Here is a 22,789-nt window from a genome sequence, read left to right as displayed (position 1 = left end):
GCTACCTACCCTCTTCTGATATCTTCTGAATTATACCCAGCGAAAAAAACGTTATTAGCATAGAACTTCCCCCCCTACTTACAAGAGGTAATGTTATACCTGTAAGTGGGATAGCATTCATAACACCACCAACTATAACTAAAACCTGAGATGCAATCATTGCACTATAACCTACTGCCAAAAGCCTTGAAAATTTATCATTCCCATAGACAGCAGCTCTCATACATCTGTAAAACAATAAAAAGTATAATATTATTATAGCAAATCCTATAAGTATCCCAAGTTCTTCACACAACACCGCAAATATAAAATCTGTAGTATTAATAGGGACGTATTCCGGATGTCCTAGTCCAAGCCCCGTTCCAGTAAGTCCCCCAGATGCTATAGAAAACATAGATTGAACAATTTGATAACTCTGATTATTAGCATAAGGCCAAGGATTTTTCCATATCATAACCCTTATTCTAACATGATTAAACAACCTATAACTTACTATTGACCCTGCAGCTGAAAGGAGAAAACATATAGCTACATACCTAAATTTAGAAGTAGCTATATACAGCATGGTTACAGATATCCCAAAAAATATAAGAGCAGATCCAAGGTCCCTTTGAATTACCATAAACACTAAGGATAGCATTACTACTGCACAAGGTATTATTAAATTTTTAAAATTTTTATAATCCTTTAATTCCGCCGCCAGATAGGCTACCAAAAATAGTTTTCCAAATTCCGATGGCTGAAACTGAATTCCACCTAGACTAACCCAGTTTTTTGAACCATTGATTTCAGTACCTGAAAAAGTACCCATTGCCATAAATATTAATGTAACTACCAAATATATATATTTATACTTGCTGAATCCGCTAGTATCCGGCATTAATACAACAATGAGTATAAATCCAGTAACTCCGACTGCAAACCAAATTATTTGTTTAATAGAGGCTGCAGTATCTATTCTATATATCATTACCATACCTATAACTGACAGTATACTGGAAAAAATAAATATATATTTATCTCCGTCAGAGAAAAATTTTCTTATTACAAAGTAAGAATATCCTATAAGAAGACAAGTTACTAGTGCCATTATCATAGCACCTTTATCAAAAGGCTGCTTTATAATGGCTAAATTAAGGAAACACACAAAACACAACAAATATGTATATCTTAATAACTTTTTTTCATCTCTAGTAGTATCCAATATTCCACCACCCACTTATTTATGATAGTTTTTAAAAACTGCTTATATTTAATCACCCTATAACTTTAAAGGATGTATTTCCAATTTTAATTTCATCACCAGAAGCCAAATAGTGCTTGCCCCTTAACTTTTTACCATTTAAAAGAGTACCATTAGTACTTCCCATGTCCTCTAATATACACTCTTTCCCATTTTTTATATAAATTCTTGCATGATGTCCTGAGGTATATGGATCCTCTAGCATAAGTTGATTATCGCCTTTTCTTCCTATGGTTATTTCCCTTCGCACTGGAATCACAGCACCTTTTCTAAGATTCGCATTTTCACCTGGATTAACTACTTCAAGTCCAAAGGATTTCCTATTAACATTTCTACCTCTCTTGCTTCCATTTTTAACATCCTTGTACATTATTCTCAGTGCCCAAAATATTATAATATATACTATACCTATGATAACAATTTTAAAAACTATACTCAATTTACTAAGATCCATTTAAATATCCTCCCTTAATACATGGAAAGACTAGCATTATAGGTGTGCTTATGCTAGTCTTTATGTAAATTATAACATCTTTTTTAAGTATTGTCCTGTGTAAGAACCCTTATTTTCAGATATTTGTTCTGGAGTACCCATGCAGAGAATGTTTCCTCCCTTTTCTCCACCTTCAGGTCCAAGATCAATGATATAATCCGCACACTTTATAACATCTAAGTTATGTTCTATAACCACAATTGTATTACCTACATCTACAATTCTCTGAAGTATATTTATAAGTTTACTTACATCATCTATGTGAAGTCCTGTAGTAGGTTCATCAAGTATATACATTGTCTTCCCAGTACTTCTTTTAGATAATTCATGGGCAAGCTTTATTCTCTGTGCCTCTCCACCAGACAATTGTGTGGAAGGTTGACCTAATTTGATATATCCTAGCCCTACATCCATAAGAGTTTGCAGCTTATTTTTTATTCTTGGTATATTTTCAAAGAATTTTAATGCTTCTTCTACAGTCATATTTAATACATCATCAATATTTCTATTTTTATACTTTACTTGAAGTGTTTCTCTATTATATCTTTTTCCCTTACAAACTTCACAAGGCACGTATACGTCTGATAAAAATTGCATTTCTATTTTTATTATTCCATCTCCACTGCAAGCCTCGCATCTTCCTCCTTTTACATTAAAGCTGAATCGTCCAGGTTTATATCCTCTCATCTTGGATTCAGAAGTACTTGCAAACACTTCCCTTATTATATCAAATACTCCTGTATAAGTTGCAGGATTGGATCTTGGAGTCCTTCCTATAGGACTTTGATCTATATTTATAATTTTATCTACATTTTCTGTTCCCAAAATATTTTTATAATGTCCCGGCCTATCTTTTGAATTGTTTAATTCCTTATGTAGTGCTTTGTATAATATTTCATTTACTAAAGTACTTTTTCCAGATCCAGATACACCGGTAACACAAGTAAATATTCCTAAGGGGAAAGAAACATCTATATTTTTCAAATTATTCTCTGAAGCACCTATTACTTTTATATATTTTCCGCTACATTCCCTTCTATGTTCAGGTATTTCTATTTTTTTCTTTCCGCTTAAATACTGTCCTGTTATTGATCTATCACATTTTATAATATCCGAAATAGGCCCTGCAGCTACTACTTCTCCACCATGTTCTCCTGCTCCTGGTCCTATATCTACTATAAAATCCGACTGTCTCATTGTATCCTCATCATGTTCTACTACTATCAATGTATTTCCAATATCTCTTAAATGCTTCAAAGTAGATATAAGTCTGTCATTATCTCTTTGGTGAAGCCCTATACTTGGCTCATCCAATATATAAAGCACTCCAACCAAACTTGAACCTATTTGAGTTGCAAGTCTTATTCTTTGGGACTCTCCTCCGGATAAAGTTCCGGCAGTTCTGGACAATGTCAAATAGTCCAATCCTACATCTATTAAAAATTGCAACCTACCACTTATTTCTTTCAATACTTGGTCACTTATAATCTTATCTTTTTCCGAAAGCTGTATCTCCTTAAAAAATTTCAATTCATCTTTTATAGACATGTTACACATCTCAAATATGTTTTTTTCTCCTACTGTAATTGCTAATACTTCAGGTTTTAATCTGGCGCCCTTACATTTTGGACATGGATTATCACTCATATAATTTTCTATTTCTTTTTTTATATAGTCGGAATTTGTCTCCATATACCTTCTCTTCAAAGTATTGACTATTCCTTCATAAGAATGATTAAATTCCATCATTCTGTTTTCTTTTCTGTATTTAACTCTTATTTTTCCGCCTCTTAACCCATAAAGTAATATGTCTACTACTTTAGGATCTAATTTTTCTATAGGTGTATCCAATTTAAATTTAAACGTACTCGAAAGAGCCTTCAGTATACTAAAAGTCCAGGAACCTTCCTTTAAACTTCCTTCTCCCCAGGCTGTAATAGCACCTTCTAATATACTCTTTTTTCTATCAGGTATTACTAGATTCTCATCTATCTCAAGCAAGGTACCAAGCCCATCACAAGTATCACATTTTCCAAAAGGTGAATTAAAAGAAAAAGTTCTAGGAGTAATCTCTCCTATACTTATACCACATTCCGGACATGCAAATTTCTCACTGAAAAGTATGTCCTCTCCACCCAATATATTTACAATAAGTATCCCATCGGACAATTTTAAGGAGGTTTCTATAGAATCCGCAAGTCTGCTCCTTATTTCACTTTTAATTATCAACCTATCTACTACTATTTCAATAGTATGCTTTTTATTTTTCTCTAATTTTATCTCTTCATCTTGAAGATCTACTATTTCTCCATCAATTCTAGCTCTTACAAACCCATTTTTAACTATGCTTTCCAGTACCTTTATGTGTTCTCCTTTTTTTCCCTTTATTACAGGTGAAAGTATCTGTATCTTAGTTCTCTCTGGCATTTCCATAATTTTATCTACCATTTGATCCACTGTCTGCTGGGTTATTTCCTTGCCGCACTTTGGACAATGGGGCACTCCTATACGTGCATACAATAACCTCAAATAATCATATATTTCTGTAACTGTTCCTACTGTAGAACGTGGATTTCTACTTGTAGTTTTCTGATCTATAGATATAGCAGGTGATAAGCCTTCAATGTATTCTACATCTGGTTTATCCATCTGGCCCAAGAATTGTCTTGCATATGCAGATAATGATTCAACGTATCTTCTCTGACCTTCTGCATAAAGAGTATCAAATGCTAGTGAAGATTTTCCCGAACCTGAAAGCCCAGTAAAAACTATTAGCTTATCTCTTGGTATAGTCAAACTTATATTTTTTAAATTGTGAACTTTAGCACCTTTTATTACTATGCTATCTTTCATAAACTTAACTCCTTAGTTATCTAATCTTTTATCCATATTATTTATTTTTCTGTTTTTTTAACTTAAGTATTGCATCTCTGAGTTTAGCAGCTTCTTCAAATCTAAGTTCTTTTGCTGCCGTTTTCATTTGTCTTTCATGAGCTTCAATGAGTTCATCTATTTTTTCATTGTCCGCCTTTACTGCTTCTTCTAAGCTATTATATTCTTCTTTTTCTTCCAAAACCATAGTTGACTCTATAACTTCTCTAATTGCCTTATTAATTGTTTTTGGAACTATTCCATTCTTCTTATTATACTCAATTTGTATTTTTCTTCTTCTTTTAGTTTCACTTATAGCTTTATCCATAGATTTTGTAATAACATCGGCATACATTATAACTTTGCTTTCAGAGTTTCTTGCAGCCCTTCCTATAGTTTGAATAAGAGATCTCTCTGATCTTAAAAATCCTTCCTTATCTGCATCTAAAATTGCAACTAATGCAACTTCAGGTATATCAAGTCCCTCTCTTAGAAGATTAATTCCCACTAAGACGTCAAATTCTCCTTTTCTCAAATCCCTTATTATCTTCATCCTATCTATAGTAGCTATACTGGAATGAAGATATCTTGCCTTGACATTCATGTCTTTAAAATAATCTGTTAAATCTTCTGCCATCTTTTTAGTAAGTGTAGTGACAAGTATCCTATATCCTCTTGATATAGTTTTTTGTATACTATTATACAAATCATCTATTTGTCCTTTAATTGGTTTCACTATAATTTCAGGATCTAAAAGTCCTGTAGGTCTTAATATTTGTTCTGCCACATTTTCGGAATGTTCTAACTCATAGTCTGCAGGTGTAGCACTCACAAACACAACCTGATTTATCTTCTTTTCAAATTCTTGAAATTTTAAAGGTCTGTTATCGTAGGCAGAAGGAAGCCTAAAACCATATTCCACTAATGAATCTTTCCTGGATCTATCTCCCGCATACATGGCTTTTACCTGAGGAAGAGTAACATGACTTTCATCTATAAAAAGCAAAAAATCATCTGGAAAATAATCAATAAGGGTTTGTGGAGGACTTCCCTTAGCTCTTCCATCCATTATTCTAGAATAATTTTCAATTCCACTGCAATATCCTACTTCTCTCATCATTTCTATGTCAAAATTAGTTCTCTGTTTTAATCTTTGTGCTTCAAGCAATTTATCCTGAGATGTAAGTTCTTTAAGTCTGTGTTCTAATTCTTCTTCTATCTTTTCTATGGCTAATTCCATTTTTTCTCTTGAAGTGGCAAAATGGGATGCTGGAAATATATTTGCATGTTTTCTAAATCCAATGGTATCTCCTGTGAGCACATCAAACTCCCTTATCTTATCAATTTCATCTCCAAAAAACTCTACCCTTATAGCGTGATCTGTAGATGCTGCTGGAAATATGTCCACTATATCCCCTTTTACCCTAAAGGTCCCTCTTACAAAATTTATATCATTTCTTTCATACTGTATTTCTACTAATTTTTTTAGGACTTCATCTCTATTTTTTATCATTCCCGGCCTTAGAGACAAAGTTAATTTTTTATATTCTTCAGGATTTCCAAGTCCATAAATACAAGATACTGACGCTACTACAATTACATCTTTTCTTTCCAGGAGTGCAGAAGTAGCAGAATGTCTTAATTTATCAATTTCATCATTTATAGATGCATCTTTTTCTATATAAGTATCTGTCTGAGGTATATATGCTTCTGGTTGATAATAATCATAATATGATACAAAATATTCTACAGAATTATCTGGAAAGAAATCTCTGAATTCCGAACATAACTGTGCTGCCAAAGTTTTATTATGTGCAAGCACTAGTGTAGGTTTTTGTACTTTTTCTATTATGTTTGCCATAGTAAAAGTCTTACCAGATCCAGTTACTCCAAGTAATGTTTGAAATTTATTTCCTTTTAAAACACCATCTGCTATACTATCTATAGCTTTGGGTTGATCTCCAGTAGGTTTAAACTTAGAATGTATTTTAAAAACTCCCATTTTCTAATCATCCTTATCCTTATCTTTATCCTTATTTTTCATATCGTTTAGCATTTGAGAAAATCGGCTTTTATCAAACTTTACAACCATACTGTCCTTAGGTACCTTTCTGGGTACAAAAACTATTCCAAGCCTCTTATCTTTGTTCATCTTGTTATAGCTAACCTGTTCTAAAGCCCCAGATACATTTTTTACTTTAAACCAAATAAAATTTGAATATTCCTTTACTATTTCAGTTATTCTATCTTCACTTTCAATTTTTTCGCCATTTACTTCCACCAACAAATCTCCAGTTTTTATTCCCATTTCACTTGCAGGTGAATTAGGTGCCACAGCAAGTACCATAATCCCTTCACTGCTGCTTATGTATTTAGGTGCCCCTCTATTTTCCAAATACCTTTGCAGGATAATAATTCCTTCATGAGCTAAAGGTGCAAATATAACTACAAAGAATTTCAACACAATATTTAAAACTGCCAATTGTGCTATCCCAAATAAAATAATACCGTATAGCATTACAATAACACCAGATATTCGACTCTTTTCCTTTACACTTTTAGTAAAAGTCACACTATTGTATCCTACTACAGCATAAAATGGCATTAATGTAAGAACTGCATTCTTCAAAATATTAAACGGTATAGAAGTTTTTACTATAGGCCACCATCCAGGAAGAGACACCTGCCATGAACTTGCTATTGCAGATTTATCATGAATCATAAAAAATATAGCCACTGGAACTATCCAATACCTTCGCAGGGCAAATCCACCTATTATACTGCCACCTTTACTTGTAAAAACCGGAATAGATCCCGTCTTTCCGTCCAATATAATTAAAATTCCCTCTACAAAATGTATTACAGCTACCATACTCATAAGTGCAACTACATCTATTTTTAAGAAATTCAAATTTGGAAGGTTAAACTTTGAAGATAATATAGCCATCGTAAGACTTAAAAATCCAAGTACTGCACCAGAGTAAGAAAAACATATGAATCTTGGATTAAAAAACATAAATATTATAGATGCTAAAAATACTAAATCTACAGAGGAATTTTCATCAAAAACTATTCCTAAATACGACATAATAGTAGTAATGACAACCCCTGCAAAAATTCCTATTACAATTTGTGACATTGTAAGTTCAAAAGGAGAGTTAACTCTTTCTCCAATTATCATCTTTTGCATTACAGTTATCTGTTTATTTTTTCTGTATAACACAAGTGCAAGAACAGCTAAAATAATTATTAAATAAGGTTCTGTCAATGCAAAAGCTATGGACTTCAATGTATACAATAATATCATTAAAATTAGTTCCCCTCTCCATAAATTAAGTTAGACAGAACCAATCTGTCTAACTTAAAACTTCAAATACAATTATGTTTTCCTAGTTCGTCAGAATTTAAATCTATTTTATTTTGCTTTTTGCTATTTCAAGTGCTTTGCTAAATTGAGGATCTTTGTTCCTATCATAAGCAGCTTTCTTGAGTTCTTCAGGATATATCACTTCTACATTAGGTTTTATCCCTTTCTTGTGTATGTTTTCCCCATTTGGAGTATAATACTTTGATATAGTAACTTTGAGTGCAGTACCGCTTCCTGTATCAAGTATAGTTTGAACTACTCCTTTTCCATAGGTTTTTTCTCCAACTAAAGTTCCAATTTTATAATCTCTAATGGCTCCTGAAAATATTTCTGATGCACTGGCACTATTTCCATTAGTCAATACTGTCAAAGGCAAATTAGTAAAATCCCCACCTTTTGATTTATACTCCTTTTTATTGTTGTATTTATCAACTGTAGAAACTATAACTTTACCACTAGGTACAAAATTAGACACCATATCAACACATTGATCTAAAAGTCCACCTGGATTATCTCTTAAATCTATAATCAATGATTTCATACCCTGACTCTTCAATTTGTTCAACTGATCTTTAAAGTTTTTTGCAGTATTTTCGTCAAACATACTTACCTGAATATATCCTACATTATCCTGCAGCATTTCACCTTTTACAGTGGCAATGTCTATTTTCTGTCTTTTAACTTTTACATCAAAATTTCCTTTGCTCTCTCTATATAATGTCAGCGTAACTTCCGTATCCTCCTGACCCTTCATTAAAGATACAGCTTTATCTAGATCTTTTCCACTAACACTAGTACCATTTACTTTCTCAATTACATCATTTTTCATTATTCCGGCTTTTTTTGAAGGGGAATTATCAAATACATCCATTACAACAATATTACTGTCTTTTGCTGCAACCTGAATTCCAACACCACTATAATTTCCCTGAGTTTGAACATTAAAATCTTCAAATTCTTTTTTATTCATAAATACAGTATAAGGATCATTCAGCGATGAAGTCATTCCTTTAATGGCACCTTCAACTAAAGTTGCATCGTTTATAGGTCCATCATAATATTTATATAATTGACTTCTAATTTCAAATAGTTTTCCAAAATTTCCTACGGTATTTCCCTGAGCGCTTGTTATAAAACTTGTAGTTCCAAACATTGTAAGGATATTTGTTATAAGTACAATTGCTATAGTCCATCCTATCCATTTTCTCTTGCTATTCAATTTGCTCACCTCATTTTTTGAAACATTCACTATTATAGTATTTATGTAAATCTTAAATAATTATAACACTAAAAAAAATAAATTTGTAAAACTATTATAAAATTGGCATGCAAAAATAAAACTTCTGCATGCCCTATATAGCTCTAAAATTTAATTAATTATCCTATACTAATTTAAACTTCCAAGAATTTTCTAATAGATAGTGCACTTCCTGCAGCGCCTATAATAATACCCACCAGAATAAATATTCCCAAAATACTAGTGATTACATAAGTAGGACTAATTAACTGCATTATTACAAGGGTAGATGCTGCTTTAACATATACTATCTTATATAGATAATAAAGTATTATATCCGACACTATTCCCCCTGCAATACCTATTATAATACCTTCTATAATAAAAGGCCATCTTATAAACCAGTCTGTAGCTCCAATGTATTTCATTATTCCTATTTCTTTTCTTCTAGAATAAACAGTTATCTTTATTGTATTTCCTATTAAAAATAGTGAAACTCCTATTAATATTATAAATATAATAGTTCCTACCCATTTTATAGTTCTAGTTATAGCTATAATTTTATCCACAATTTCTCTGGCATCTTGCACACTATATATTCCCGGCATTCCCTGTACATTTTTAACTACCCGGGACACGACTTGGGGATCTGAAACCTTCACTATGTATGCACTTGGAATTGGATTGTCCTTTTCAAGTCCCTCTACTAAAGATTTATTTTCCTGTCCCAACTGATTTCTAAACTTATCTAATGCCTGAGATTTTGTTTCGTAACTTACATCGACTACTCCATCTGTAGTATTTATTTTATCCTCGATATTTCTCTTCTGAATTCTAGTTATATTATCCTGAAGATATATCTTTACCTCTACTTTAGATTGCACTTCCAATATACCTTGTTTGATATTCATCATAGCAAGCAGGTATATACCGAAAATAAAAAGCGTAGCTGCTACCGTAGCTGCAGATGCTATACTTATAGTTTTATTTCTATTTAAATTTCTAAATGCATCCTTAATAGAAAAACTTACAGTACTAATCCTCATATCCGTATGCACCCCTTTGCTCATCTCTTACTATAATACCTTTTTCCAGTGCTATAACTCTCTTTCTCATAGAATCAACTATATCGCTTGCATGAGTTGCCATTAGTACTGTTGTTCCAGCCTCGTTTATATCGTTTATTGTTTCCATTATGTCCATAGAAGTATCTGGGTCTAAGTTTCCTGTAGGTTCATCAGCTATTAATATGGATGGGTTGTTTACTATAGCCCTTGCCAGTGAAATTCTCTGCTGTTCTCCTCCAGAAAGTTCATGTGGAAACGACTTGTATTTATTTGCCAACCCAACTAAAGAAAGTACAACAGGTACTTTTTTTCTTATTTCTTTTGGATGAGCTTCAATAACCCTCATTGCAAATGCTACATTTTCATAAACATTTAAAGTAGGTATCAGCCTAAAATCTTGAAAAACTACTCCTAATTTTCTTCTATATAAAGGTATCTTGCTTCTTTTTAATTTTGTGATATTGAGATTGTTAACTATAATGTCTCCTGATGTAGGTTGAACTTCTTTCAAAAGTGCCTTTACAAAAGTAGTTTTTCCCGCTCCGCTAGGTCCAACTAAAAAAACAAATTCCCCTTTTTCAATTTTCAAATTTATATTTGACAGTGCGAATATGTTATTATTGTAAACCTTGCTTACGTTTTTGAACTGTATCATTTAAATCTCTCCTTATATTTAACAAGTTTTTCAGCTTGCTACATTACAAAATTTATTATATCATACGGAGGATGAAACTAAAAATTAAATATATGAAATTATTATTAACAAACTACGGCTTAAAGTTTACTTCTACCTTATATCTACCTACTATAATACTCCCACTAAGTAAGATTCATTGATTAAAAAAGACGATGTTATATGAGATCATAACATCGTCTTTTACTAAATTGCTATTTTAGAACTATACATTTCTTAACAGCTTTCACTATATCATCTGCTGTAAGTTTATAGGCTTTTAAAAGTTCTGCCGGTTTTCCACTTTGACCAAAAGTATCTTTTATGCCTACCCTTACTACTGGAGTAGGTAAATTTTCGCTTAAAACTTCACATACAGCTGATCCAAGTCCACCAATAACACTGTGTTCTTCTGCAGTTATAACTGCACCAGTTTGTCTTGCTGCATTTATTACTGCTTCCTTGTCTATAGGTTTTATTGTATGTATGTTTAAGACTGATACTTTAATGCCTTCTTCTGCTAGATTATTATATGCTTCTAGTGCTGCGTCAACCATTATACCAGTTGCAATAATAACTGCATCTTTTCCTTCTCTAAGCTGTACTGCTTTTCCTATTTCAAATTTATAATCTGCATTGTCATTTATAACAGATACTCCTGACCTACCAAGTCTTACATAACAAGGTCCATCCATTTCAGCTACAGCTTTAACGGCAGCTTCTGCTTCTACTGCATCACTTGGACATATAACTGTCATATTAGGTATACTTCTCATAAGCGATATATCCTCTACCGACTGATGAGATGCTCCATCTTCCCCTACTGTAATACCAGCATGAGTAGCACATATTTTAACATTTAATTTAGGATAGCATATAGAATTTCTTACCTGCTCAAATGCTCTTCCCGTTGCAAACATGGCAAAAGTACTTACAAAAGGTATCTTATCGCAAGTAGACAAACCTGCTGCTACTGCCATCATATTACCTTCAGCTATTCCCATGTCCATAAATCTATCTGGATATGCATCTTTAAACTTAGCAGTCTTAGTAGACTTTGAAAGATCCGCATCAAGGACTACTACTTTTTTATTTTCAGCTCCTAATTCCACTAATGCTTTTCCATAAGCTTCTCTAGTTGCTATTTTATTTGACATTACTCCTCACCTCCAAGTTCAGCTAATGCTTTCTCACATTGTTCTATATTTGGCGCTGAACCATGCCAGCCAACTTCATTTTCCATGAAAGAAACTCCCTTACCTTTAATAGTCTTACATACTATCATAGTTGGTTTGTTTTTAACTGTTTTCGCTTTTTCAATAGCATCTATTAGTTCTTCAAAACTATGTCCATTCACTTCTATAACATTCCACTTAAATGCCTTAAACTTATCCCCAATTGGATATGCTGACATTACTTCTTCGCAAGGTCCATCTATTTGAAGTCCATTAGCATCTACAAAAGCTGTAAGATTATCTAGTTTATAATGTCCTGCAGCCATAGCTGCCTCCCAAACTTCACCTTCTTCAAGTTCTCCATCACCTAATAAAGTATAAACTCTGTAATCCTTTTTATCCATTTTTCCAGCTAATGCCATTCCTACAGCTGCAGATATCCCCTGTCCTAAAGAGCCTGTAGACATATCTATTCCTGGTACTTCATTCATATTAGGATGTCCTTGAAGCATTGATCCGATCTTTCTAAGTGACTTTAACTCATCTACATCAAAATATCCTTTTCTTGCAAGAGTACTATATAATGCAGGTGCTGCATGTCCTTTTGATAATACAAATCTATCCCTATCTAAATCTCTAGGTTGTTCCGGATTAATATTCATTTCATAAAAATATAAAGTGGTTAAAACCTCTACTGCAGATAATGAACCACCTGGATGACCTGAACTAGATTCGGTTAACATTTTTATTATGTCTTTTCTTATAGTTACAGCAATCTTCTTAAGTTCTTCTATATCTTTTTTCACACCCTTAACCTCCTAAGCTATATAAACAAAAACTATACTTATTATTTTAACACAAAATTTTATTTTTATATATAATCCTGGCCATAAAATTTCACCCCTACATTTAAGATGCAGGGGCCTATAGTTCACAATATTAACTATAAAATTCATAAAATATTAGATGAATTTGGAATACTTACTGTAGTCCTACACTCACTAGAAGTGCACCATCTACCTTTTTCATATCTACATCCGTCATATGACCAATTTTTTCCTTTAACCTTCTTTTATCTAAAGTTCTTATTTGTTCAAGCAGCACTACCGAATCTTTATTTAACCCATAGGCTTCTGAAGAAATTTCAACATGAGTAGGTAGTTTTGCTTTATTTATCTGAGAAGTAATAGCCGCAACAATTACAGTGGGACTGTACTTATTACCTACATCATTTTGTAGGATAATAACCGGCCTTACCCCTCCTTGTTCAGACCCAACTACAGGGCTCAAATCAGCATAAAATATATCTCCTCTTTTCACTACTGTTGTCATCTGACAAATCACTCTCCGAAAGCTTCGCTTCATATTCTTTTAATTCCTTTATGTCACTTGCAAAGCCCATTTCTGCGAATTCAAGATTAAGCTGCGCCATTTCCCTATATCCTTTTTCCATTTCTGATATTCTATTTAACCTTTTTTTCTCATTAATATATAATATGATAACTTCCCTAATAAATTCACTTCTTTTTTTGCAATCTTCTTTAAGTGCTTTGTTAAATTCATTGTATAGTGTTTCTGAGAGGTTTACCACCAATCTTTTAGAATTTGACATATACAAATTAATACCTCCTATTACCCTAAGCGAAAGATATATACAACGTAATTATATTACCAAATCCACAAGTGTGTCAAAGAAATTATCTTTAATTTCAACATTTTTCTACTTGTATTTTTTTTACATAGGGCTTTTCATATCTATATTGATTTAATATAACTTTTGCCATGTTTCTATTTAAGTCTATTATAATTTTATATGTAACAATTTCAGATATTAATTAAATATATATGTAATAATTCATTCTAGTCATTTGCATATTGTATAATTTACTTTTTACACCTAATTACTAATTTTATGTTAATCATTTGTAATGCAAATCAACTTTATGAATAAAATTTTCATTCATTAACCTTATTATTATCCTATACCAATTTCTAAGCTTATATTCATAATTTTCTGGTGTGTATATGTCTATATATCAGATTGGAAAATATATTTTAAGAAATGTTTCAGTTTTTTCATATTTTTCATATACATAGTTACTTATATAATAATTATTGAAAACGCAGTTTGTTAAAAGCCATATGCAAGTATTCCTTTCTAAATATGTAATTAATTTAATTCTATGATTTTATTTATTAAAATTTATTTACAATTAAGATATAACTGCTGCATATAGCAATTATCCTAACTTAAAAAGTAGAGTACATATGACAGTTAAAAAAAAATATATATGAACTTGTTATCTTCTGTAATTTTAACCACTTTATTATCTTTTGTATTAAACTTCAATCAATTTTTTCAACCATGAGCATGATACCATCATCTACATTACCTTTATAATTATTTCAACTCTTATAATTAATTAGCTCTTGTCCACATCATATGATTGAAGATACCTATTATATACAATATCACCTTAAATTAATTTTTACTGTACATGCCTAATGTTTGACTATAAAAATATCACCCCCCAAAATCAATTAAGTACTTGAATACGTTTCTCAGTAAAATTATGAGATTATTGATTAAAAATATTACTTACATATTCTTATATTAAAACTAATTTATCTTAAACATATCCTCTTTTAATTCCACATTGGCTTTAAAATCAGTATATTTAATTTCTATCCGTTTTTTATATTTAGAATCGTATATTATGACGTATGCAGGAACATTATCTTTTATATTTACATACAACTGGGCTTTATACATATTTTTATTATTGCCAGGTATGTCTAAATTTATAACTTGATATTCTTCATTTCCAACCTTTTTAAATGAATTTTCAATCTTTTCATTCGTATAAAGGAGAGAGATATATTCTTTTATAAAACTAAACTTAAATAAACTTTGAAAATTTTTATCTATATTATAGGAATTTCCTCTTTTAATATCCTTAACATATATTTTGTTATCTTTATAGATAATTATTCTATTGTTGTCTAAATCAAATCTCTCTCCATATCTACTGTCATAAAATTGCCTTCCATTATAATTTATCTGCTGTTTGTCATTTTTTATTAAAATATTTACATTGCAGCTGTAGCTGTTCAAATTCTTTAAATAATAAATTATTTTCTCTGTATTTTGAGGGTCTTTACCACAAGATGAAAAAATTACACTTAAAATAAAAAACATAATTCCTAATATCAGTAGTCTTTTTCTCACTTCGTTCCTCCAGTTTTCACAACTTTTTACTACTAATCTATTCTATTATGTTTTTCTATATTACTTTTTTATGAAATAATTATATGAAAATAAGACTATTCTGTTAATTTTTTTATTGAAAAAGGCAATTGATGTAAAACATGACTGACATTTACAGAATACATATCTTTCGATAATTCTTCTCCTACATATCCATGTATAAATGCAGCAATAGAAGCTGCTTCAAAAGGACCTTGTTTTTGTGCAGAAAAAGAAGCTATAATTCCCGTTAGACAATCTCCCATGCCACCTGAAGCCATAGCTGAATTTCCTGTAGAGTTTATGGCAACTGAGTTTCCATCTGTAATAACCGTATTATATCCTTTTAAAAGTACAATTATATTATACTCCTTCGCAAAGTCTTTGGCTACTTTAATTCTATTTTCGCTTATATATTCAATTCCTAAACCGGTAATTCTAGCCATTTCTCCCAAATGGGGGGTTAAAATCACATCACATTTTTTCTGTTTTAAAATGTTAAGATTCCCACTTAGGACATTGATTCCATCTGCATCTATTACTACCGTTTTTTTGAAAGTAGTAATAACTTTTTTCACCAAGTTTAAAGTACTATCATTAGCTCCCATACCTGGGCCTATAGCAATAGCATCGCTTTTTTCTATAGTTTTTTCTAATTTAAAATTTTCTTCCAAATCTATAGTCATACCTTCAACAAGCTTTTCACTAAGTATAGGTTGTATATCTTTATAACATCCTAAAGTGACAAGTCCTGCACCACTTCTTACTGCTCCCTGAGTACATATATAAGCTGCTCCTGTAAATCCCTTAGATCCAGCTATAATAAGTACCCTTCCATAGTCTCCTTTATGACTATACTTATCTCTAATTTTTAGTTTTCCTTTTATAAAATCTTGATCCATTATAAATTCAGATCCAGAAAATTTTTCAACAGCTAAACTTGGAATTCCTATGTCCTCTACTATCACTTCACCTGTAAATTTATCACTTCCGTATTTTAGAAATCCCATTTTATATAGCTGAAAAGTAATAGTTTTATTAGCTCTCACACAGTTACCCATAACATTTCCTGTATCACCATTAAGCCCAGAGGGAATATCTACAGAAATAATATAACTGCCATACTCATTAATAAGGGTTATTACAGAATCTTGTATTCCTAGTATATTTCTAGAAATTCCTGTTCCAAACAAAGCATCTATAGTAACATCACTTTCTTTTATACACTTTTTAAGTTTTACAAGACTTTCTTCTGAATCTACTATATCTAAATTAACCTTTAAATTTTTCAAAATGTTGTAATTTACGCTGCAATCTTCACTCATTCCACTTTCTTTTCCAACTAAAAATACATGAACCTTTTTGTTTAAATTATAAAGATGTCTTGCTACCGCAAAGCCATCTCCACCATTATTTCCCTTTGTACAAATTACACAAAAAGATTCACATTTTTTTAGATCTATGTTTTTGACTACCTTTAGTGCTGCATTTTCCATAAGTACAATTCCTGGTATTTTTAATTCATTTATACTGTACCCATCTACAGCTCTAGCTATTTTTACAGTCGCTATCTTCAACTCCATCTACCTCCATTACGGCATAGGCTATAGCGTTATCCACTCCATGAGATATACTGAGATGAATCTTGTAATTTCCACATTTATTAGCTATTAACTTTGCCTTTCCCTTTAATACTACAATAGGTTTACCTAAAGCAGTTCTATCTACTTCTATATCTCTAAAATCAAAACCACTAAATCCAGTTCCTAGTGCCTTTACTATAGCTTCCTTAGCAGCAAACCTTCCTGCTATAAATTCAGGTCTTAAATTTTTATTTTTAAGATATTCTACTTCATTCTTACTAAAAATTCTATCTATAAAATTTGAGTGTTTACTAACAGCCTGTTCTATTCTCCTGATTTCAACTATATCAACCCCAACCCCAAATATCAAAATATAACACCTCCAATTTTAATACCTTTAATTATATACCTATTATATTAATTTTTTAATATAGGTATAATAGATATATTAACTTTTTATATAAAAAAAAGAGGATTTCTCCCCTTTTCTATTAAATTAATATGCTGCATAATTTTTTTGGTTGTCAAAGTCCATACTGTATTCGTCTACATAATCACCTATTACATCAACCAAGTGGATAGGTGAAACTTTATTGTCATATAGTAATTTCAATAAATTATGTACTTTATACCTTTCAGGACTTATATTTTGAACACTATCTCTTTGCACATTTATCAATTTTCCATCTAATATATCCTGTCTCTCAATTTCAATTCCATAAGCCTGCACCTCTTCAACATCCTTATGGGAATATGAAATAGCTATTTTGCCTTTAAGTAATCTATAAAAGTATACATACTTAATTTGATCTACTTTCTCCTTACTAATAAAATTCTCTATTATCATAAATTTTCTCCCCCCATAACCTAGCTCATTATTGTCTTAAAAATATATTAGCATATATATAAAAAAAAATGTGTCACTTCCTGATTAGCTTTTCTTAGAAATTATCCCTTATATATGACAATAAAAATCTATTGCTCACTTATCTTAAAAGCATATATATTTTTATCCTATTTAATAACAATTTTTATTAAATGATGCTGTCGAAAGCTCATCTATTTTGGCTATATATTTTTAAACTACCTGCAAAATCTATGTTTACCTATAATTTTAATAAGAGGTCTCGACCATATCCATGAACTTGTTGCTGTAGAGGGATTAAAATAGTATATTGCTCCTCCTGAAGGATCCCATCCATTTAAAGCATCCCTTGCTGCATTTATAGAGCTCTGTTGCATATTTGAATGTATTTGTCCATCCACCACAGCAGTAAAAGCTCCTGGTTGATATATAACTCCTGCTACAGTAGATGGAAACCTAGGATCCCTAGTTCTATTTAGTATTACAGCTCCTACTGCTACCTGTCCTTCATAAGGTTCTCCTCTAGCCTCTCCATTTATCAATCTAGCTATTAATGTTACATTTTGGCTGTTTCCACCAGTATTGCTTCCAGTATTTATTGCAAGGGCTGCTAAAGTTGCATCTCCAACTATACCATCAGATTTTAGTCCATTTTTCGATTGAAAATATTTTACTGCAGTGTAAGTTTGATACCCGTATACTCCATCTACGCTGCCATTATAATACCCCCAACTTCTGAGTTTTTGCTGTATTTGTATTACCATATTTCCTCTTGAGCCATAGTAGTAGGCCACAGCTTTCACTGCATTATTATAGGGGAGCAAGAATAGAGAAGTTGATGCATATGTAAACACTATAGCAAGTATTAGTACTAATTCTCTTTTAAATCTCATAATTTTCTTACCCATATGACCATCTCCTTTTAATGTTGGTTCTCCTAAATGTAGTCTGTACACAAACGAAGTAAAAAATACATAAAAAAATACTATCAATTTCACTTTAAATAAGTGGAATTGATAGTATTTTCTATCCTACTTTTCTTAGCCTTTTTCTCCAATTTGGTATTAATATGTCTTCTACTAAGTCATTCATTATAACTATGCCACACAGCTTTTCTTCATCATCTATTACAGGTAATGAAATAAGATTATATTTTGAACACATCTCTATGGCTTCATCTATATTTTCCTTATGATTTATACTTACTACATCTTTGATCATTATCGCCTTTAATGTATCTTCAAAATCTGACAATATCAAGTCTTTCAGAGACACCACACCTTCAAGCTGCTTTTGATCATTGATAATATATATATAATGTGATACCTCATCTTCCGGATTAATTTCTTTTAAAAACTCAATAGTATCTTTAACGGTTATGTTTATATTAAAGCAGATAAAATCCTTATTCATTATACTTCCTACAGTTTCTTCCTTATATTCCATAAGTGATCTTACTTCATCTGCATCATTTTTTTCCATATTTATAAGTATTTTTTCTGCAGTATCTTTATCTACTTCATCTAAAATATCCGCTATTTCATCATTAGGCATATTGTATAATACCTCATCCCTTTTAGATTGACTCAAATTTTCCAGAATATCCAGCTGTACTTCTGGATCTATTTCCTCTAATGTATCCGCTGCTAGATCCTCATCTAAACTTTCAAAAACCTTCTTTCTGTAGTTTACATCCATATCTTCTAATATATCTGCTAAATCAGCAGGATGGAGTTTAGATAACTTTTTATATGGTACGGAAAGTTTTAAATTGTTATTTATCATTTCTAGTGATTCTACATTATCCCAAATTATAAGGCTATCTTCAGGTTTTTTATTAAATAAATCATAAAACTTTTTTATGATTTTTTCTATACCAAGCCTTCTTCCTAAAGCAAGAACTCCTGTATCTACTGCTACAACCCTATACTCTCCTGCCATTTCTGCAATTCTGAGATCATTAACTCTTACAAGTTTTTTCCCGTTTATATCCACTATCTGTCTATCTAAAAGATGTTTTGATAAAAGATAGGAATAACTTTGAAGTATTATTTCCCTTATACCTTCTCCTTTAATTATAACCTTGTCGTTATCATCATAAAAGTTTATGTTCCTACACTCACAATTAAGTATTTCTTTGCCCTTTTTTATCTTATATCCTATGGCTCTTGGCATTCCATGATCAGAAGATACATAAACGTCCCAAAGTTTCCCTACATATTCGTCAAATTCATTATAAACCTTTTTATAAAGAACCTTACTCAACAAGAAACTAGATAACTTTTTCATAAATATTCCTCCTTATATGCAGAGAAATATTTATAGAATCTACATCAACGTTTTAAAAGTTATCAATAGCATTGCCATCACCAATTAGACCTAATACTTCCCTGCACTCCTTCTATTAAATTTTCTTCTAAGATGCACCGACCTCCATAAGGTCCGTTTTCCATTTAACACACCACCTAAATTAAAAAATTTAAACATATGCAAACAACTAAAAAAAGCCCATAGGGCTCTTAAACTAAAACTTTTTTAATCGTACGAGTTTTAGCACTATATAGCTTTAGATTTTCATCCAGCTGCATTAAGTAAAACCTTACTACGGTAATACCTGTTCACCCATTGGCATCTCTCGATGTTTCGGGGCAGCAGCATATGTCTATATAGGAGCCTCACCTAACATAATTAAACATAAACATTTACTTTTATCCGATGGCTACCAGCCGTAATACCCCCCATCTTCTTATAAAGTGGGGGATAACGGCTGCTACACCCCTGGATAACGATTTCTAAGTTTCAGATGGAGAAAAAACTCCACCTGAAACCAAGAACTCTGTTTATATTATAATTATATTACAAATTCACTATAATGCAACTAGTAAATATTAAATTTATTTATATTTACCTGTTATGATACTTTAATTTCATTTTGCTCATTTTAATGTAAAATATCATAATTTATCTTTGCATGTTTATATTATTTAGTGTGTGTTCTCTTTTCCTTATCACTATTCAAAATCTACATATTCCTAAATATTTATCTCATAATATAATATGTTATACTAAAAATAAGTGAAACTAAATCTGAAATATAAGAACGGAGAATGTAAATTGAATTTAAATACTAGTTTTTTACCTATATGTAAAAACGACATGAACGCAAAAAATATAAATCAGTTAGATTTTGTCCTTATAACAGGAGATGCTTACGTAGATCATCCTTCTTTCGGCTCAGCTATAATATCAAGAGTCCTGGAAAAGGAGGGTTTTAAAGTAGGAATAATAGCTCAGCCTAACTGGAAAAATGTAAATGACTTTATGAAACTTGGAAAACCTAAATTGGCCTTTTTAATAAATTCCGGAAATATAGATTCTATGGTAAATCATTATACTGCGTCAAAGAAAAAAAGGCATGATGATCTTTACTCCCCAGGAGGTAAATCTGGTTATAGACCCGACAGAGCTGTAATAGTATACTGTAACAGGGCAAGAGAAGCCTATAAGGATGTTCCAATAGTAATTGGTGGAATAGAAGCTAGTTTAAGGAGATTTGCCCACTATGATTACTGGAGTGATAATGTAAGAAGAAGTATCCTTTTAGATTCAAAAGCAGATCTACTCATATATGGTATGGGAGAAAAAACCATAGTACAAGTGGCAAACCTATTGAAATATGGAATGGACATCCATAAAATTACAGATGTAAGAGGTACAGTGTACCCTTGTAAAGATAAATCGCTCATAAAGGATTATGTAGAAGTACCTTCTTTTGAAAAAGTAACGCAAGAAAAAAACGCTTATGCCGAAAGCTATAAACTAGAATATTACGAACAAGACGCATTAAGAGGAAAAACCTTAATACAAAAACATGGAGATCATTATATTGTTCAAAACCCACCACAGTTTCCATTAACAGAAGAGGAAATGGATATAGTATATGATTTACCCTACATGAGAACATACCACCCTATATATGAAAAATTTGGTGGAATACCTGCTATAAAAGAAGTAAGTTTCTCCATTACAAGTCATAGGGGTTGTTATGGAGGCTGCTCTTTTTGCGCTCTTACTTTTCACCAAGGTAGAACCATCCAAAATAGGAGCCAAAAGTCTATAATTGACGAGGCCAAATTATTAACTACTTTAGACGACTTTAAAGGATACATACATGATGTAGGAGGTCCTACTGCAAATTTTAGGCATAAGGCGTGCAAAATACAAGAAAAGGCTGGGGTGTGTAAAAATAGACAATGTCTCTTCCCTTCTCCCTGCAAAAACTTAATTATAGATCATAGTGAATACTTAAATCTATTGAGAAAAATAAGAAAAATTCCTGGTATAAAAAAGGTATTTATACGTTCAGGAATAAGATATGACTATTTAATAAATGATAAAAATACGGATTTTTTTGAAGACTTATGTAAATATCACATAAGTGGTCAATTAAAGGTAGCTCCAGAACATATAAGCGACAGGGTTCTAAATCAAATGGGAAAACCTAAAATGGACGTATACAATAAATTTGTAAAAAAATATTTTGAAATAAACAAAAAAATAAATAAAAAACAATATCTAGTTCCTTACCTCATGTCCAGTCACCCGGGAAGTGATTTAAATGCAGCTATAGAACTAGCTGAGTATATAAAAAGCATGGGATATACTCCTGAACAAGTTCAGGATTTTTATCCTACACCTGGTAGTTTATCTACAACTATGTACTATACAGGCATTAATCCTTTAAGTGGTGAGAAAGTATATGTACCTAAATCACAAAAAGAGAAAAATGAACAAAGAGCACTTTTACAATTTTCTGTTCCGAAAAATTACAATTTAGTAAAAGAGGCTTTAATCAAATGTGGTCGTGAAGATCTAATTGGATCTGGTCCTCATTGCTTAATACCAAAAAATCCTCCAAGAAGACGTCATCATAAAAGTAGTCATAAGAGCTCTAAGTAAGAAATGGCT

19 protein-coding genes and 1 riboswitch are annotated in these 22,789 nt (G+C 31.5%); of the genes, 1 reads left to right on the top strand and 18 read right to left on the bottom strand.

The genetic code is table 11. The features are described 5' to 3' along the window. Position 1: 1 nt before the first annotated feature. The 18 genes from CLAU_RS11915 to CLAU_RS11830 all read right to left on the bottom strand — a co-directional run bounded on the left by CLAU_RS11915 (position 2) and on the right by CLAU_RS11830 (position 20,110). Positions 2-1,204, bottom strand: a complete 1,203-nt coding sequence (locus CLAU_RS11915) for an FtsW/RodA/SpoVE family cell cycle protein (RefSeq protein WP_013236998.1) — start codon at positions 1,202-1,204, stop codon at positions 2-4. Positions 1,205-1,256: 52 nt separating this feature from the next. Then, entirely contained in the window at positions 1,257-1,697 is a 441-nt protein-coding gene (locus CLAU_RS11910; RefSeq protein ID WP_013236997.1) for an FHA domain-containing protein, read from the bottom strand. A gap of 69 nt (positions 1,698-1,766) precedes the next feature. Next, the gene (gene uvrA, locus CLAU_RS11905) at positions 1,767-4,589 is read right to left on the bottom strand and encodes an excinuclease ABC subunit UvrA (RefSeq protein ID WP_023162603.1); all 2,823 of its coding nucleotides are present in this window, start codon (positions 4,587-4,589) and stop codon (positions 1,767-1,769) included. 37 nt (positions 4,590-4,626) lie between these two features. Beyond that, on the bottom strand, positions 4,627-6,609 hold the full coding sequence (gene uvrB, locus CLAU_RS11900) for an excinuclease ABC subunit UvrB (RefSeq protein ID WP_013236995.1): 1,983 nt from the start codon (positions 6,607-6,609) through the stop codon (positions 4,627-4,629). 3 nt (positions 6,610-6,612) lie between these two features. Then, positions 6,613-7,914 (bottom strand): PDZ domain-containing protein, encoded by a 1,302-nt coding sequence (locus CLAU_RS11895; protein WP_023162602.1) that lies wholly within the window; start codon positions 7,912-7,914, stop codon positions 6,613-6,615. A 103-nt stretch (positions 7,915-8,017) separates the two neighbouring features. Further along, complete coding sequence (locus CLAU_RS11890) at positions 8,018-9,193, bottom strand: S41 family peptidase (RefSeq protein WP_023162601.1); 1,176 nt, start codon at positions 9,191-9,193, stop codon at positions 8,018-8,020. A 173-nt stretch (positions 9,194-9,366) separates the two neighbouring features. Next, positions 9,367-10,257, bottom strand: coding sequence for a permease-like cell division protein FtsX (gene ftsX, locus CLAU_RS11885; protein ID WP_013236992.1), 891 nt, complete (start codon positions 10,255-10,257; stop codon positions 9,367-9,369). Further along, the gene (gene ftsE / locus CLAU_RS11880; RefSeq protein WP_013236991.1) at positions 10,247-10,933 is read right to left on the bottom strand and encodes a cell division ATP-binding protein FtsE; all 687 of its coding nucleotides are present in this window, start codon (positions 10,931-10,933) and stop codon (positions 10,247-10,249) included. The genes ftsX and ftsE overlap by 11 nt, the downstream gene beginning before the upstream one ends. Positions 10,934-11,166: 233 nt before the next feature. Next, positions 11,167-12,108, bottom strand: a complete 942-nt coding sequence (locus CLAU_RS11875) for a transketolase family protein (RefSeq protein ID WP_023162599.1) — start codon at positions 12,106-12,108, stop codon at positions 11,167-11,169. Beyond that, a complete protein-coding gene (locus CLAU_RS11870) occupies positions 12,108-12,932 on the bottom strand; it encodes a transketolase (RefSeq protein ID WP_013236989.1) in 825 nt (274 codons plus the stop codon). Before CLAU_RS11870 ends, CLAU_RS11875 begins: the two co-directional genes overlap by 1 nt. A gap of 175 nt (positions 12,933-13,107) precedes the next feature. Next, the gene (locus CLAU_RS11865; RefSeq protein ID WP_013236988.1) at positions 13,108-13,458 is read right to left on the bottom strand and encodes a type II toxin-antitoxin system PemK/MazF family toxin; all 351 of its coding nucleotides are present in this window, start codon (positions 13,456-13,458) and stop codon (positions 13,108-13,110) included. Beyond that, entirely contained in the window at positions 13,418-13,738 is a 321-nt protein-coding gene (locus CLAU_RS11860) for a CopG family ribbon-helix-helix protein (RefSeq protein WP_029170139.1), read from the bottom strand. Before CLAU_RS11860 ends, CLAU_RS11865 begins: the two co-directional genes overlap by 41 nt. Positions 13,739-14,746: 1,008 nt before the next feature. Continuing rightward, positions 14,747-15,355 carry a germination lipoprotein GerS-related protein gene (locus CLAU_RS11855; protein ID WP_023162598.1) on the bottom strand — a complete coding sequence of 203 codons (609 nt, stop codon included), beginning with the start codon at positions 15,353-15,355 and terminating at the stop codon, positions 14,747-14,749. Between the two features lie 95 nt (positions 15,356-15,450). Next, positions 15,451-16,950 (bottom strand): bifunctional ADP-dependent NAD(P)H-hydrate dehydratase/NAD(P)H-hydrate epimerase, encoded by a 1,500-nt coding sequence (locus CLAU_RS11850; protein ID WP_023162597.1) that lies wholly within the window; start codon positions 16,948-16,950, stop codon positions 15,451-15,453. After that, positions 16,922-17,326 carry a holo-ACP synthase gene (gene acpS / locus CLAU_RS11845; RefSeq protein WP_013236984.1) on the bottom strand — a complete coding sequence of 135 codons (405 nt, stop codon included), beginning with the start codon at positions 17,324-17,326 and terminating at the stop codon, positions 16,922-16,924. Before acpS ends, CLAU_RS11850 begins: the two co-directional genes overlap by 29 nt. Positions 17,327-17,452: 126 nt before the next feature. Next, positions 17,453-17,803: a DUF6514 family protein gene (locus tag CLAU_RS11840; protein WP_013236983.1), complete on the bottom strand. Its 351-nt coding sequence runs from the start codon at positions 17,801-17,803 to the stop codon at positions 17,453-17,455. Positions 17,804-18,039: 236 nt separating this feature from the next. Beyond that, positions 18,040-18,729 (bottom strand): spore cortex-lytic enzyme, encoded by a 690-nt coding sequence (sleB, locus tag CLAU_RS11835; RefSeq protein WP_013236982.1) that lies wholly within the window; start codon positions 18,727-18,729, stop codon positions 18,040-18,042. 118 nt (positions 18,730-18,847) lie between these two features. Next, positions 18,848-20,110, bottom strand: a complete 1,263-nt coding sequence (locus CLAU_RS11830; RefSeq protein WP_013236981.1) for a magnesium transporter — start codon at positions 20,108-20,110, stop codon at positions 18,848-18,850. A gap of 238 nt (positions 20,111-20,348) precedes the next feature. After that, positions 20,349-20,515, bottom strand: a riboswitch (M-box (ykoK) riboswitch). A 420-nt stretch (positions 20,516-20,935) separates the two neighbouring features. On the opposite strand from CLAU_RS11830, the gene CLAU_RS11825 reads away from it, so the two are divergent. Continuing rightward, positions 20,936-22,780 (top strand): YgiQ family radical SAM protein, encoded by a 1,845-nt coding sequence (locus tag CLAU_RS11825; protein WP_023162596.1) that lies wholly within the window; start codon positions 20,936-20,938, stop codon positions 22,778-22,780. Positions 22,781-22,789 lie beyond the last annotated feature (9 nt).

Source organism: Clostridium autoethanogenum DSM 10061 (assembly GCF_001484725.1).
Classification (GTDB): Bacteria; Bacillota; Clostridia; order Clostridiales; family Clostridiaceae; genus Clostridium_B; species Clostridium_B ljungdahlii.
This window is presented reverse-complemented; position numbering and strand designations above follow the sequence as displayed.